At 71.7% G+C, this 14,668-nt stretch carries 13 protein-coding genes; 9 read left to right on the top strand and 4 right to left on the bottom strand.

The features are described 5' to 3' along the window. The first annotated feature begins 33 nt into the window (after positions 1 to 33). On the top strand, positions 34 to 1,254 hold the full coding sequence (locus tag ND747_RS02695) for an ABC transporter substrate-binding protein (RefSeq protein ID WP_251731467.1): 1,221 nt from the start codon (positions 34 to 36) through the stop codon (positions 1,252 to 1,254). Positions 1,255 to 1,421: 167 nt separating this feature from the next. Here the strand turns inward: ND747_RS02695 and ND747_RS02690 are convergent, their stop codons facing one another. Continuing rightward, entirely contained in the window at positions 1,422 to 2,267 is an 846-nt protein-coding gene (locus ND747_RS02690; protein ID WP_251731465.1) for an LLM class F420-dependent oxidoreductase, read from the bottom strand. Between the two features lie 331 nt (positions 2,268 to 2,598). Between ND747_RS02690 and ND747_RS02685 the strand changes: the two genes are divergently transcribed. Beyond that, complete coding sequence (locus ND747_RS02685) at positions 2,599 to 2,886, top strand: EthD family reductase (protein WP_251731464.1); 288 nt, start codon at positions 2,599 to 2,601, stop codon at positions 2,884 to 2,886. Positions 2,887 to 3,028: 142 nt separating this feature from the next. Continuing rightward, complete coding sequence (locus ND747_RS02680) at positions 3,029 to 3,871, top strand: dienelactone hydrolase family protein (protein ID WP_251731462.1); 843 nt, start codon at positions 3,029 to 3,031, stop codon at positions 3,869 to 3,871. A gap of 44 nt (positions 3,872 to 3,915) precedes the next feature. Here the strand turns inward: ND747_RS02680 and ND747_RS02675 are convergent, their stop codons facing one another. After that, entirely contained in the window at positions 3,916 to 4,851 is a 936-nt protein-coding gene (locus ND747_RS02675) for an alpha/beta hydrolase-fold protein (RefSeq protein WP_251731461.1), read from the bottom strand. Positions 4,852 to 5,134: 283 nt separating this feature from the next. Here ND747_RS02675 and ND747_RS02670 point away from each other — a divergent pair, with 283 nt between their 5' ends. Next, a complete protein-coding gene (locus ND747_RS02670) occupies positions 5,135 to 5,554 on the top strand; it encodes a hypothetical protein (protein WP_251731459.1) in 420 nt (139 codons plus the stop codon). Positions 5,555 to 6,447: 893 nt separating this feature from the next. On the opposite strand, the gene ND747_RS02665 is transcribed toward ND747_RS02670, so the two are convergent. Together ND747_RS02665 and ND747_RS02660 are read right to left on the bottom strand one after the other, a co-directional pair. Then, the gene (locus ND747_RS02665; RefSeq protein WP_251731458.1) at positions 6,448 to 6,774 is read right to left on the bottom strand and encodes a hypothetical protein; all 327 of its coding nucleotides are present in this window, start codon (positions 6,772 to 6,774) and stop codon (positions 6,448 to 6,450) included. A gap of 320 nt (positions 6,775 to 7,094) precedes the next feature. Beyond that, positions 7,095 to 8,261, bottom strand: coding sequence for an aromatic ring-hydroxylating dioxygenase subunit alpha (locus ND747_RS02660; RefSeq protein ID WP_374216129.1), 1,167 nt, complete (start codon positions 8,259 to 8,261; stop codon positions 7,095 to 7,097). Positions 8,262 to 8,748: 487 nt separating this feature from the next. Between ND747_RS02660 and ND747_RS02655 the strand changes: the two genes are divergently transcribed. The 5 genes from ND747_RS02655 (at position 8,749) to ND747_RS02635 (ending at position 14,658) form a co-directional block, all read left to right on the top strand. Next, on the top strand, positions 8,749 to 9,489 hold the full coding sequence (locus tag ND747_RS02655; RefSeq protein ID WP_251731454.1) for a type 1 glutamine amidotransferase domain-containing protein: 741 nt from the start codon (positions 8,749 to 8,751) through the stop codon (positions 9,487 to 9,489). Positions 9,490 to 9,766: 277 nt separating this feature from the next. Further along, positions 9,767 to 10,369, top strand: a complete 603-nt coding sequence (locus tag ND747_RS02650) for a biliverdin-producing heme oxygenase (RefSeq protein WP_251731452.1) — start codon at positions 9,767 to 9,769, stop codon at positions 10,367 to 10,369. Continuing rightward, positions 10,366 to 12,915 carry a SpoIIE family protein phosphatase gene (locus ND747_RS02645; RefSeq protein WP_251731450.1) on the top strand — a complete coding sequence of 850 codons (2,550 nt, stop codon included), beginning with the start codon at positions 10,366 to 10,368 and terminating at the stop codon, positions 12,913 to 12,915. The genes ND747_RS02650 and ND747_RS02645 overlap by 4 nt, the downstream gene beginning before the upstream one ends. Before the next feature lie 180 nt (positions 12,916 to 13,095). Continuing rightward, complete coding sequence (locus ND747_RS02640) at positions 13,096 to 13,266, top strand: antitoxin (RefSeq protein ID WP_251731449.1); 171 nt, start codon at positions 13,096 to 13,098, stop codon at positions 13,264 to 13,266. 81 nt (positions 13,267 to 13,347) lie between these two features. Further along, on the top strand, positions 13,348 to 14,658 hold the full coding sequence (locus ND747_RS02635; protein WP_251731447.1) for a phosphotransferase family protein: 1,311 nt from the start codon (positions 13,348 to 13,350) through the stop codon (positions 14,656 to 14,658). The last annotated feature ends 10 nt before the right edge of the window (positions 14,659 to 14,668 follow it).

Below are 14,668 nucleotides of genomic sequence, written 5' to 3'. Positions count from 1 at the left end.
GCCGTCGCCGCGTTATCCGCCGGCCTGCTGGTGGTGGCCGCCTGCGGCTCCAGCGGATCCGGGTCGGCCGGCGTCGGCTCCGCCGGCGGCGCCGCAACGACGTCGACCAGCGGCGACGCGGCCGAGCTCGGCCCGGCCGACCAGGCCAAGGGCGCGCCGGTGCGGATCGGGATGGTCTCCGACGGCAAGGGTCCGGTCTCCGACCTGGCGTATGAGAGCCGAGTGGCCGACGCGGCCGTGTCCTGGCTCAACGCGCACCGCGGTGGAATCGCCGGCCGGCCGATCCGACTGGTCACGTGTGAGGCGCTGGCGGACCCGGCGAAGGGCACCGACTGCGGGAACCGGATGGTCGAGGAGAAGGTCGCCGCCGTCATCGTCGGCTCGTCGTCGGTGGGGGAGAGCATCTGGCAGCCGGTGCACGCGGCGAAGATCCCGGTGATGTTCGGCAACACCTCGGCGCCGGGACCGCTCGCCGACCGGGACACCACGTTCGCCCTGACCGATCCCACCTACGCCTCGATCAACCTCCCGATCGAACAGGCCAGGCAAAAGGGCCTGAAGAAGATCACCACGGTGGCGATCGACGTGCCCACGGTGACCGCCTACTTCACAAGCGCCGTCGGGCCCGCCTACCACAGGGCAGGCCTCGACTTCGACCTGGTGTCGATTCCGGCCGGCACCGCCGACATGACGCCGCAGCTGCAGAAGTTCACCAAGAGCGACCCGGGCCTGGTGACGCTGCTGGGCAGCGACTCGTTCTGCATCAGCGCGCTGAACGGCCTCAAGGCGGTCGGCTTCACCGGCACGGTGACCGCGAGCATCGTCTGCATCACGGACTCGACCCGTAAGGCCGTGCCCGGCTCCACCCTCAGGGGCCTGGCCGTCTCGGCCCCCTCACCCGTCGGCACCGACAACCCGTCGAGCCGGCTGATCAGGGCGGTCGTGGACACCTACGGCCACGACATCGATCTCAACCGCTCCGGCACGTTCACGATGTTCATCACCGTCGCCGCGCTGCAGGCGGCCACCGAGGGCCTCACCGGCGACGTCACCCCGGCCGCCATCACCGCCGCGATCAAGGCCATGCCGGCGAAGGACCTGCCGGGCGCGTCCGGCCTGAAGTTCCGCTGCAACGGCAAGGCGGTTCCCAGCCAGCCGGCGGCCTGCGTCCGTGGCACCCTGGTGACGGTCCTGGACGGCAAGGGCCAGCCCACCCCCTACAAGGCCGTCGGCGTCACCCCGATCGAGAGCTGACCACCCGCGCCGGCCTCGGATCATCCCGACCGGAGCCGGCGCGGCGCCTGCCCGTGGCCCGTCCAGCGCGACGCCAGCGTCCGGCGACGGGCGCCGGCGATGACCATCTGCGTCTCGCCGCTGGCGCGATCGAGGTGTGGACCTACGCGATCGCCTCGGCGGGGAGATCAGCGGGGGAGGTCGGCGTGGCGCTCGAGGAAGACCTTGGCGGCGGCGACCGTGCGGCTCGGCGTCGCGAACACGAGGTACCGGTCCACCCCGAGGTCGGCCACCTGCCGGACGGCATCGGCGCTGATCTCGGTGGGGTCGGCGTGCATGAACGTGAGCTCGAGGCGGCCGAGGCGGGCCGGACGGTCGACCTCGGCGGCGGCCTTCTCCAGTCCGCGCAGGCTCTCCTCCAGGCCGGTGACGGTGCCGGTGCCGAACCAGCCATGCCCGCGGGCGACCGCCCGCCGGTACGCCGCCGGGCTGTGCCCGCCGATGATGATCCTTGGCCCGCCGGGCGTCACCGGCCGCGGATGGGACAGGACATCGGCGAAGTCGACGTAGCGGCCGTGGAATTCGGGCGACTCGTCCGTCCACAGTGAGGTCATGGCGTCGAGGTACTCGTCGGTGCGCGCCCCACGCTGCTGCGGGGGCACGCCGACCGCCCGCATCTCGGCCTCCTGCCAGCCCGGGCCGACCCCGAGCAGCAACCGCCCGCCGCTGAGCGCGTCCAGGCTTGCGGCCTGCTTGGCCAGCACCAGCGGATTACGCTGCGGCAGAATCAGAATGCCCGTACCGAGTTCGATCCGTTCGGTCACCGCCGCCACATAGGACAGGTGGACGAGCGCGTCCACGATGGGATCGGCCGGGCCGTTCGGCCCACCCGGCGGCAGCGATGCCGGCATCACCACATGATCGCCCGTCCACCACGACTGATAGCCGAGCTGTTCGGCCCGGCGGGCCAGGTGCGCGGTGTCCTTCCCGGTTGCCGCCACCATGATGTTCACTCCGTGCACACCGAGTTCCATGGGCCTGCCTCCGCTTCGTGCTCCGTGAACCGCCTGTGCTCCGCGAACCGCCTGTGCTCCGCGGATCGTTCGTGCCGCGTGCGTAGCCGTCCGTGTTGTGCACGGTCAGCACCCCGGGGAGTGCCCAGGATTCCGGTTCCCTCGATCTGTGACGTGAGACACATTGTGTCCTGGGGTGGGTGGCGTGCTCCCGGCCGGCTCGCCAGCTGGCGGAGATCGGGTCTGCCGCGCGCCCAAGACCAGGCATTTGTTGAATCCCTGGGATGAGCTGGTCAGACTGGGATGAGGCACACGACACATTCCGCGCGTCTCGAGCCGCAGGGAGATCGCAGTGATTCGGTGGACCGTCTTCTACCCGAAGACCGAAGGCGCGACGTTCGACCACGACTACTACCGCGACAAGCACATTCCCGTCTTCGCCGCCGCCCTCGGCCGCTCCGACGTCGAGGTCACCCGCGGCATCGACGGCCCACACGAGGCCACCGCCACCGTCACCTTCGAGTCCCTCGACGAGCTGAAGGCCGCCCTAGGCAAGCTCGACTTCACGTTCCTCGTCAACGACCTGCCCAACTACAGCACCGTTCCCGGCCAGGTCCAGATCAGCGAGATCACCAGCTGACCGCACTCGCCGCCCCACCCGGTGCGGCACGGCAGGGTCGCGGAGATGATCGGCAAAGCGCCCCGCGCCCGCGACGCCTGCCGAGTTCCACCATCAGGCGTGCTGCTCGCTGCCACTTGGGCGTTCTGGTTGGCTGGCGGTCGTGTCCGATGACAGTCTTGCCGACTTCGACGCGACCCCGTTCTCCCACGATGGCAGCACCCGGACCGTGTACCGGGCCGGCGCCGGACCAGCTGTGATCATCATTACCGAGCTGCCGGGCATCACGCCGAAGGTCGCCGCCTTTGCCCGCCGGGTGGTCGGCGTCGGCTGCACGGCGGTGCTGCCCCACCTGTTCGGCGTCCCGGGCAAGGACCCGTACGCGGCGGGCCGTCTCAGCCTGGTCCGCTACACGGTGTCGTCGTTCGCCTCGGCCTGCATCAGCCGGGAGTTCACCCTGTTGGCGACGGATCGCACCTCCCCGGTCGTCTCGTGGCTGCGCGCCCTGGCCGCGGCCGAACATGCGCGCCTGGGCGGTCGCGGTGTCGGTGCCGTCGGGATGTGCTTCACCGGCGGTTTCGCCCTGGCCATGGCGACCCATCCGAGCCTTGTGGCGCCTGTGCTGGCCGAGCCGTCGTTGCCGTTCGCGGTCCGCCCGGCCACCCGGCGGACCATCGACTGCTCGGCGGCGGATCTCGACGTCGTCCGGCGCCGCTGCGCCGATGAGGGCCTTGAGGTGCTCGGCCTGCGTTTCCGGGGCGACCGGTTCGTCCCGTCCGAGCGCTTCCAGTTCCTGCGTGAGCGGCTCGGCGATGCCTTCGTCGCCGTCGAGCTCGACGGCGACACAGCCAACCCCGAGGCGGCGGGGCCGCCGCACTCGGTCCTCACCGAGCACCTCATCGACGAGCCGGGCCAGCCCACCCGGGCAGCGCTCGACCAGGTCCTCGACCTGCTCCGGACCCGCCTTCTGCCGACACGGGGCGGTGACGACCCGAACGGTGTGTGAGATCGCCGAACACCAGGGGTAGCCGTCGGTATCAAGGTCGGCCGTCAGGTGCGGGCCAGGACGGTGCCGACGAAGGCGAGCTGGGCGGGGGCGACCGAGCGCCAGTAGGTGGGGTTGTGGCTGCCGGCGCCGAGGCTGTGCTCGGCGGGCTGTAGCTGCGTGACGGCCTCGCGGGAGACGGCGGCGAACGGGTCGGAACTGCCGCAGTCGACACGGTAGGCGACGCCCGGCGCGGGCCCGGTGCCCAGGACGCGGTGGGCGGCGAAGTCGGCGGCCGAGTCGAAGGCGCCCGGGGCGCTCGCACCGTAGGTGTGCCACATCGCCGGGCTGCTGGCCGCCGCGGCGACGACCAGGTCGGGATGGCGCCGAGCGAGTAGCAGCGCGCCGTAGCCACCCATCGACCATCCCCACGCGGCCAGGCGTGTGGTGCGTATCCCGGCCGCGGCGAGCCGGGGCCGCACCTCCTCCAGGATCATGGTCTCCGGGTCGTCGCCGGAGGCCCGCCGGTGCCAGTAGGTGGTGCCGCCGTCCAGGGTGACCAGCGCAAAGGGCGGGACGCCCGCGCGGATCACGCCCGGGAGCAGCGCGTCGAGGCCGAGCAGTCCGACCGAGCCGCGGGCATCGTCCCCCCGTCCATGCAGCACGAGGCAGACCGGCAGGTCACGGGCCCCGCCGGCCGGTGCGACGACCACCATCGACACCTGCCGGCCCCGCGCCGCACTGCGAAACGACGTCGCCGTCACGACCGCCGGCCCGGACGCCGCCTGCGCCGCACGTCGCTGCTGGGGTGACGCGGATCCGGAGGCCGAGGCCGGCGCGGCCGCGCCGGCGGAGGCCGTGGGGCCCGGGCCAGCCGCGCTGGATATCCCCGGTGTGGTCGAGGTCGAGGCCGCGCAGCCGGTGCCGCCGACGTTCGCGAGGGCCGCACCGGCGGTAACCGCCGGCACGGTGATCAGCAGGGTTCGCCGGCTCGGTCGCATGCCGACGATGGTCCCAGCCGCCGAGCACATCCCCAGCCGGGGGATGAGCCCAGCCGGGGGATGAGCCCGGGCGTCGGTGGTGCCGGGCGTCGGTGGTGCTGGACGTCGGTGGTGCTGGACGTCGGTGGTGCCGGGCGTCGGGTGACCCGCCCGATCGGGCTGGTGGTGCGTCCACGGCGTACCTGGTCCGGACGGGGGGCAGCAGCGCCCACCCGGGTGGTTGGCCACTATGGGCCTGGCCACTGTCCGGTCCAGAGCCGGCTGCGTCAGGGACGGTGGTCGGGTGACCGATGATGACGACGACTGGGCGCCGCCCCCCGTGCACCACGGCGGCGGATACCCGGTGGTGGCCGCCGCGGATGCGTACGACGAGGCCGCGCGGGCCCTGGTGACCGGGATCTGGATCCCGGACATGGACGAGATAGACGCCGCCGTCACCATCCTGCACCGGATGGACGTGGGTCAGCGCAGCCCTGACATCCCGCTGCGACGAACCGTGCACCGGGCACTCAGCGAGACGTATCCGCTGCTGACCATCTGGCGGGGACGCCCGCTGTACCTGTACGCGGCGGTGAAGACGGTGCAGCTACTGGCCTCCGCACCGCCGCACGAGCAGCAGTACGCCGCCGAGGCGCGCCATGCCTGGGACCGTCTCGGCGCCCTCCTGCGGGCGGTCACATCCACCGTCGGCACTGGCACCTGACGGTCATACGCAGGTGGTCCGGACAGGCGATGGCACCACCCTGACCGGGGTGCTCTCTACGGACCACCACCCGACCGGCGGATCGCCACCTGCCGTTGACACGCGACCGTCCCGCCGTCCTGCCGGGCTCGCCCCGGCCCGACCGTCCACCCGTGCCTGCGCTCGCCAGCTCCGGCCGCCCACCCGCTTCGGTGGCCACCCGCTGGCAAAGCAACGCTGTGTGACGGTCGGGTCGGGGTGGCTCGAGCCGAGGAGTGCCATGTTGACGGGGTAACAGTGGCTGCTGGGGCGGCACGAAGTTCCTTGAGGTTTGTGCCGAACCTGGTGCCGCACTGCCTCCGGGCGTCGCGCCCGGCCGCGCTGCCACCTCGGCGGGCGGTCGGAGCCACCCGTGATCGCCTCGCGTCGAGACCGTGATCGCCTCGCCTCGCGTCGAGACCGTGATCGCCCCGCGTCGAGACCGTGATCGGGTCTTGCCGAGGGTTAGTGAAGATCTGGGGCCCTGGATCCTTCACCAAGCCTCGGCAGGATCGGTGATGGGGTCGAACTCCTCGGCGTTGTGGTCGTCTGAGATGGGCCGCTGCGCGGTCAGGCGGCGGTCCGCAGGCCGCGCCCCGGGCGGTTTTCGTGGATCGGGGAGTTTGGTGCGGTCCGGGCTCGAAGTGTGGTCGCTGGGCACGGTGTCAGTCGGGCTGAGCGACCACACTTCGAGGGGCACCGCCGGGCGGCCGACAGGCCCAGGAGTCGCCGGGCGGGCGACAGGCCCAGGAGTCAGGGTGGACGGAACCGCCTGGGGTGATCCGGAAGCGCCCTCCACATGAGGGGAGCGGGTCGTGTCCTCGCGGTTGTGGTCGCAGCGCGGCAGGCGGCGGCCGGCGGTCAGCAGGTGGTGATCAGCGGGGGGTGGGAGTGCTGCGGGCTTCGGGGCGGTCGGCGAGCAGGTAGGACGTGGCCGAGGCGATGGCGGTGACGGTCAGCACCGACGGCCAGGCGCCGAGCTTCTTGGCCAGCGGATGGGAGGCGCCGAAGGCGGTCAGGTAGGTGCCGACCAGGACACCCGTCAGGGCTGGTCCACGGGTACGCAGCCAGGATCGGCCGCAGACCGCGCCGGCCGCGGCGAGCACGACCCCGCCGAGGGGGCGACGTCCACTGAGCCGGGCGGTCGAGTAGCCGCCGACGAGTCCGGCCGCGACAACGGGGGCTGTGGGTACAGAAGCCATGCCTCGCACGCTACGCCCGCGCGATGGACGGATGCCCCAGCGTGACGCACGATCCACCCGCGGAGCGGGGGGCAGACGCACCCTTGGCGCTGGTGCGGGCGCAGCGCGGCGGCGACGCGAGCGGGGCCGGCAGGACGGATGAGCGGGGCGCGGACGGACGGTGCGGGGACGGACGGTGCGGCGCGGACCGTGCGGACGGTGCAGTGCGGGCGGTGCGGGCGGTGCGGGCGGTGCGGTGCGGACGGGCGGGGCGGTGGCGAGGAGCCGCCCGCCCGCCGCGATGGTGGTGCCGGTGCGCTGGGACCGTCCGTGCGGGGCGGTCAGGCGCCCGGCGTGTCAGCCAGCACCGTGTTGGCCAGCGCCGCGTCGACGGCTGCGTGCCGGTGGTGCAGGCCGGGCTCGTTACGGCCGAAGACCAGCTCGGACCGGGCACCGGAGGCCAGGGCGCGCTGGATGTCGGCGGCGAGCAGGTAGTCCTCGTCGCGGACGGAGCTGTGCGCGTAGTCGAAGATCTCGCCGGCGCCGATGCGCATCACCTCGTCGGAGATGTCCATCGGAGTGGCGTTCTGGTGATAGGTGACCGACTGGCCCGGCGTCTGTCCGGGGTAGACCCGGAACACCTCGCCGTTGGCGACCGTGCACGACAGCACGATGTTCGGGTACAGCGCGTAGATGACCACCAGGTGGTTCAGCGGCTCCCAGGTGTCCTCGGGCTGGTCGGCGATGTCGGTGATGTTCCGCAGGGGGAACACCAGCCGGTGGTGGGGCCCATAGGAGTCGAACAGGGCACAGTTGCTGCGGGCGAACGTGCCGAACGAGTCCCGGTGGACGGTCGCGAAGTGGTAGTTCTCCGCGAACGTGTCCAGCGCGAGCTTCCAGTTGACCGGCGCGTCGAGTACCTTCTCGCCGACCGGCGACCAGGTTCCGATGTTCCAGGAGGCAAGCTCCGGACCAAGGTCACCGAGATGCGTCGCGATGTCCAGCGGGCCGCCCTGCGGGGTGAGGCTCATCCACAGGAAGCCGGCGTACTCGGCGGCGGGCAGTTCGGTGAGCCCGGCACCGGGGGCCAGTGCGGTCGGGAAGCCCTCCTTGCCGGGGCCGCCGACGAAGCGGCCGTGGTTGTCGTAGGTCCACGCGTGGAACGGGCAGACGAACCGCTCCGCCGTACCGCAGCCCTGGGCGACCGGGGCACCGCGGTGCGCGCAGATGTTCTGGAAAGCCCGGACCTGTCCGTCCGCATCCCGGGTCATCAGGACAGGAACGTTCATGACGGTCTTCGTGCAGTAGCTGCCCGGCTCGGGAAGTTCGGATCGATAACCAACAAGCTGCGGAGCGCGCCGAACCAGTTCCCGCTCTCGTTCGGCACGTTCGCTGTCCGTGTACGCACTGGCTGGCTGGCGGCGTTCGGCGGCCGTCATGTCCGTTGTCCGGTCAGTGGAGATTTTGAGTGCCCGTCGAGTCAGATCGATGAGCTCGTAGCGGTCTATCGGAGGCCTCCTCGGGTATGCCGGACATGGCGGGGGGCGCGACAACGACGGCGACGCAAGATCGTAATGCCCGGGTTGAAACGAAATAGTATGTGGCCCGCATAAGTCACTCTCGCCCCGGGATAAGTCCTTGTTCTGACAGGCGGGGAAGCGTCGCGTTGCGTACCATGCGCCACCTCACCCCCATGCTGGTGGCACCTTTGTGTCGTGATCGGGGTGCGCAGGGTGACGGGTCGGTGTGGTTCGAGGGTGATTCCGGGCGTTTTGGCGACGACGCGCGTAACGGGTCTGGTGTCGGGCAGGGGTCCTGCTGTCAGAGCGGCGCCGCGAGGCGGACGTGAAGCCGACAGCGGTCGCGGGCGGCTCGCACCGAGGGTCCGCAGTGGTTCGGGTGAGGGTCCCCGGAGTGGGTACGGAGATATGCCGTGTTCATGTGACGAATCCGACGCATGCGCCGCCGTCTTCGAAGTGGAGGGAGAGCGGATCGATGAGCAATGATCTCGCCGGCACCCGGGTCGCCTTTCTGGTCGCGCCGGAAGGCGTCGAGCAGGCCGAACTCACCCAGCCCTGGGAGGCGGTGCGCAGGGCCGGTGGCGAGCCGGTACTCGTGTCCACCCAGCTCGGCCGGATCCAGGCCTACGACCACCTGGACCGGGCCGATCAGTTCGGTGTCGACATCACCGTCGAGGTGGCCGATCCCGCCGACTTCGACGCTCTGATCCTGCCCGGCGGGGTCGCCAACCCCGACCAGCTGCGGACCCAGCCCGACGCCGTCCGCTTCAGCCGGGCGTTCTTCGACGCGGGCCGTCCGGTTGCGGTGATCTGTCACGGTCCGTGGACGCTCGTCGAGGCCGATGCGGTCCGTGGTCGGCGGATCACCAGCTGGCCGAGTGTGCGCACCGACCTGCGCAACGCCGGTGCCGAATGGGTCGACGAGGAGGTCGTCGTCGACGAATCCGGGCCGAACACCCTGATCAGCAGTCGCCGCCCGGGCGACCTCGGTGCCTTCTGCGCCGCCATCGTCCGTCACGTCCGCCCGGCCCGGGATGTCACCGCCGCCGGCACGACCCGTCCGGCCGGTGCGGGGCTGGGCGACGATGAGCTGGCCCGCCAGGTCGCCGGGCAGACGAGCGGGGACCGGCAGGCAGCCGATGTGTTCGCCCGTGAGTCCGCCGGCACCACCTCCGACACCGAGGCCGCCCGGGCCGGCGCCGACGACCTGCGCTGATCCACTGCGCTGACGGCTGACGGCTGACGGCGGTGGTGGCAGGAGGCGGGGATGGCCGGAACGGGCGGTGATCGCGGATCCGGCCAGGAATGCCTGGTCGGCAATGTGGCCGAATGGTTTCGGGCCGCAGTCGTCCCGTTCCCACTTCGGTATGCTGATTAGCGGTCGGGATGTCGACAAGGCGCGGCTGCCCGGGTGCGGCTGGTAGTCCCCGGGGACGGCTGGTGGTTGAGCGCGGCAGGTTGAGTACGACGGTAATCGGATGTGGGGAACAGGCATGGACGACGGTGCTGGCCCGGTTTCTGATATTGCTGATGTGATGTTCGTCCTGCGCCGGCGTACAGCCGCCGCCCACACCCGGCTGGAAAGCGCGTTGCGGCTGACCGACCATGACCTTTCGGTCAGCCGTTATCGTGATGTTCTTATGCGGATGCACGGTTTCTACGATCTTCTCGAGCCACGGCTCGACGCGATGTTCGGCGGGTCCGGTTCACCGTTGCCGGACTGGCCTTCGCGGCGTAAGACGCCGATGCTGCGCCATGACCTCGCCGTGCTTGGGGTGGCCGAAGCCGCCCTCGCGGCATTGCCGCGGCCGAGGGTGCCCGCGGTCTCCGATGTTGCGGCGGCCATGGGTGTTCTGTACGTCCTCGAGGGGGCGACGCTGGGTGGGCGGTTCATCGTCGAGCATGTCGCGTCCACCGAGGTGCCGGCTGCGGCCACCGCGTTCTTCGGTTCCTACGGCGAGGAGGTCGGCCGGCGCTGGAGCCAGGTCCGCCACGCCCTGCGCGCCTGGTCGGGTGCGGACGACGCGCGCGTCGCGGCCTGCGCGGCTACGGCCGAGGCGCTTTTCGGCGCCCTTGAGGCGGAGTTTTCCCGATGAGCGCCGGCATCCCCGGCGCCCTCCGCGGGTCCGCTGGCAGTCCTGGCCCTGCTGAGATTCCCGGCCCCGCGCGCGAGGCCGATCCGTCCGGGGCGGTCGCCGGGCCGCTGGAAGGGCCCCTGACGTCACCGTTGGACGGGCCTGTCGACCTGACGAACTGCGACCGGGAACCGATCCACATCCCGGGCAGCGTGCAGCCGCACGGCGTGCTGCTCGCCGTGCGCACCGACGCTGATCTCACGGTCGCGCGGGTGTCGGCGAACGTGGCGGAGGCGCTCGGGCGTGAGCCTGGCCAGGTGCTCGGCCGTCCACTGCGCGAGGTCGCCGGGCGGGATGCGGCCAAGACCATCCTGGATGTGGTGCGCACCGCGTTCGACCTGCGCGAGGCGAGCCCGGTGGACCTCCTGCTCGGCGACGGAGACGACCGGCGTCACTACGATGCGCTGCTGCACCGGGTGGGCGAGCTGGTCGTCTGTGAACTGCAGGCGGCCCAGGGCGTGCGTCCGCTGACCTATGTCGGGACCTATGCCCGCACTCGTCAGTCGGTGTTGCGGCTCGACGGGTCCAGCTCGCTCGCGGAGCTCTACGACGTCGTGGTCGAGGAGGTCCGGCGGCTCACCGGCTTCGACCGGGTGATGGTCTACCGGTTCGACCCGGAGTGGAACGGCGAGGTCGTTGCCGAGGCCCGCCTCGAGCGACTCAACAGCTTTCTCGGCCTGCACTACCCGGCCACCGATATTCCCGTCCAGGCGCGGGCGTTGTACGAACGTTCCTGGCTGCGGCTGATTCCCGACGTCGACTATCGGCCGGTGCCGGTCGTGCCCGGCCTGGATCCGTCCACCGGGGCGGCGCTGGATCTCAGTGACGCATGGCTGCGCAGCGTCTCGCCGATCCACCTCGAATATCTGCGCAACATGGGCGTCACCGCGTCGATGTCCATCTCGCTGCTGCGTGACGGCCGGCTGTGGGGGCTCATTGCCTGTCACCATTACTCCGGTGCGCATGAGCCCGGCTACGAAGTGTGCGCGGCTGCGGAGTTTCTCGGTCATCTGTTCTCGCTGCGCCTGGTCGCCCGGGAGGAGGAACAGCATCTCGCCGCGTCGTTGGCCAGCCGTCGAGTGCTCGACCAGCTCGTCGCCGCCGCGCAGCGGGAGGGGGCGTCCCTCGCCGACCAGCTGGCCGCCGAGACCGTGAACCTCAGCCATCTGATCGACTGCTCCGGTGCCGTGGTCGCCGTCGACGGTGAGTACCGCACCGTCGGCGAGGTGCCGCCGCGTGCGGTCGCCCGCGCGGTCTTCGACACCCTCGGCGCCCAGAGCGAGATCCTCGCCTGCGACGCGGTGCCCGTCGAGCTGCCGCAGTTCGCCGGGTACCGCGACATCGCCTGCGGCATGCTCGCCTTCCGGCTGTCCCGCGACGAGGGCGTCGCCTGGTTCCGTCCGGAGACCGTGCGCACCGTCGACTGGGGCGGCGACCCGGAGAACTCCAAGATTATCGCCGCGGAGGGGGACGAGGTCCGGCTCAGCCCGCGTCGCTCGTTCGAGCGCTGGCGCCAGGTCGTGCGCGACCGGGCCCGTACCTGGACCTCGCCCGAGCTGGCCCTGGCCGACGAGCTGCGCCAGGCCCTCACCCGCGTCGCCTACGCCCGGGCCCGCCAGACCGCCGCGCTCGCCCGCCTCATGCAGGAGAGCCTGCTGCCGCAGCGCCTGGCGTCGATCCGCGGGTTCGAGCTCGAATCCTGGTACAAGCCGGCCGCGACCGACCGGGTCGGCGGCGACTGGTACGACGCCATCCCGATGGCCGACGGCCGGGTCGCCGTCGTCGTCGGCGACGTCGCCGGGCACGGCATCGCCGCCGCCGGCACCATGGCCCAGCTGCGTGGTGCCCTGCGCGCCTACGTCGTCGCCCTCGACCCCGCGCCGGCCCGCGCCTCCTCGGTGACCGGACTGTCGGCACCGAGGACGCCGGTGCCCGGGTCGCCGGCGCCCGCGCGGCTGGTTCTTGACCAGCTTGGCCGCCTGGTCGACGTCCTGCTCCCCGAGGCGATCGCGACCGTGATCGTCGCCGTCGTCGACCCGGCCACCGGCACCGTGGAGATCGCGTCCTCCGGTCACCCTCCGCCCCTGCGTCTCGCCGCGGCCGGTGCGGCTTCCGTCGTCGATCTGGACGTGGCGCCGCCGGTCGGCGCCGTCGACCTCCTGAGCCTGACGCCAGCCGGGACGGCGCCGGTAGAGACGGAGCCAGCCGGGACGGTGCCGGCGGGGACAGTGCCGACTGGGCCGCCAGTGGGCGTCGAGACGGTCGTGCAGCTCGGGCCGGGCGACACGCTGGTGCTGTTCAGCGATGGTGTGACCGAACGACGCGGCGAGGCGCCGGACGTCGGTATCGAACGGCTGCGCGCCGGGGCCGAGCGGGTCGCGCCGGACGCCGAGAACCTGCGGGCCCTCGGCGACGACCTGTTCGACACCTGCCGTGATCCCGACAGCGACGACGACGCCACCCTGCTCCTGCTGCGCAGACAGTCCGCCGCCACGACGTCCGGCTGACCCGTCCCGTCCATCCCACCGGCTCGGGCGACTGTGCGTTTTGCCCGGTCTCGGGGCGGCGGGCTGGGTATGGTGCTGGACGGCAGCGCTGATGAGGCGCCCACCCGGTGCCGGTGCGTGCCCGCAGATAGGGGCAGATGCCGGGCGGCAGGGAGGGTGTCGCGACGGAGGGAGCGTTCGATGGTCGACTTCAGGGGTGCGTTCGACAAGCTCGGCGATCTGGCCGAGAAGCACGACGACAAGATCGACAGTGCGGCCGAGAAGCTCGGCGACATGGTGGACAACAAAACCGACCACAAGCACACCGAGCACATCGACCGCGCCGTTCGCGAGATCCAGGACCGCACCTGATCGACGACCGCACCTGATCGACGACGATCGGTGTGGCGATCGCGGGCGGAGGTAGGGCCCGCGGGTGAGGGGGAGGCGGCAGTGGCCGTCCCGGTGCAGACCGACCCGGAGTGGCTGCGCGTCCGCCTCGCCGCCTGGCTCGGCGACCATCCACCCCGGCTCGGTGCGTCATCTCCGCCCGGCGCCGGGGATGGCCCGGACCCGAGCGGCGGATCGGCTGGCCCGAACCCGTCCACCGCGGCGGCGGCGCGCTGGGAGCTGGGAACGCCGCGGACGACGGGAGACCAGGGGCTTTCCGGTGAGCTGATCAGGGTCGAGGCGCACCGCATCGCGGTGGACGGCGCGCGGGTCACGTGGCCGCTGGTGGTGCGGTTCGCGCCGCGGCGCTACCGGCTCTATCCGTGGGACCGGTTCGCCGAGGAATGCCGGCTGGTCGAGATCCTGGATCGCCACAGTGACGTCCCGGTGCCACCGGTGTATGGCCATGAGCTTGACCCGGCGGTGCTGGGCGCACCGTTCCTCGTGATGGGCCTGGTCGACGGGCAGGTGCCACCGGACATCCCGCCCTACCACATGGGTGGCTTTCCGTCGGAGCTCCCGCCGGACGCCCAGGCCCGGGTGTGGGATGCGGGGCTCGTCGCGATGGCCCGGGTGCACCGGCTGGACCCGGGCGCGCTCGGCGTGGAGTTCGCCGCCCGCCTGCCGGGCGGATCCCAGCCGTCGGGGTCACCGCGGCTGCCGCAGCAGCGAGAACGCGAGCAGGAACCGGCGGTACCGGGCCAGGCGGCGCAGCCGGAGAGCATGCTGGGGCAGCTGGCCAGCTACGAGCACCACCTGGACTTCTTCGCTCCGGCGGACGACACGGCCGAGACGATCCAGGCGGCCGGCGCGTGGCTGCGGGCACATCCGCCGGCCGAACACCATCCGCCGACGTTGCTGTGGGGCGATGCGCGGCTCGGCAACCTGATCTTCCAGGGGGAGCGTGTCGCCGCGTTGCTCGACTGGGAGATGATGTCGATCGGGCAGCCCGAGTCCGACCTGGCCTGGTACCTGCACATGGACCGCTATCTGGGTGAGGGCGTGGGGGTGCCCCACCTGCCCGGGCTGCCGGGGCGGGTGGCGACCGTCCGCCGTTACGCCGAGCTGCTCGGTCGGCCGCTGGACGACCTCGGCCCCTACCTGCTGTTCGCCTCGGTGCGCCACACCCTGCTCGCCGCGCGGGTGACCCGTCTCATCCGCGAGCACGGTCTGCTGCCACCCGATCGGGTCCCGCCGATGGACCGATATTCCGCCGACCTGCTCACCCGTGTTCTCGCCGAAACCCGGGACCCGGACGAGCCCCGTCCCCCGCACCTGGCCAGGCATCCCTATCGAGCTCCTGACCAGCACTGAGAGCCCGCAG

It is taken from the genome of Frankia sp. R82 (assembly GCF_023716925.1).
In the GTDB taxonomy this organism is placed as follows: Bacteria; Actinomycetota; Actinomycetes; order Frankiales; family Frankiaceae; genus Frankia.
The sequence above is the reverse complement of the archived record's forward strand: the minus strand, read 5'-3'. Positions and strand labels throughout refer to the sequence as shown.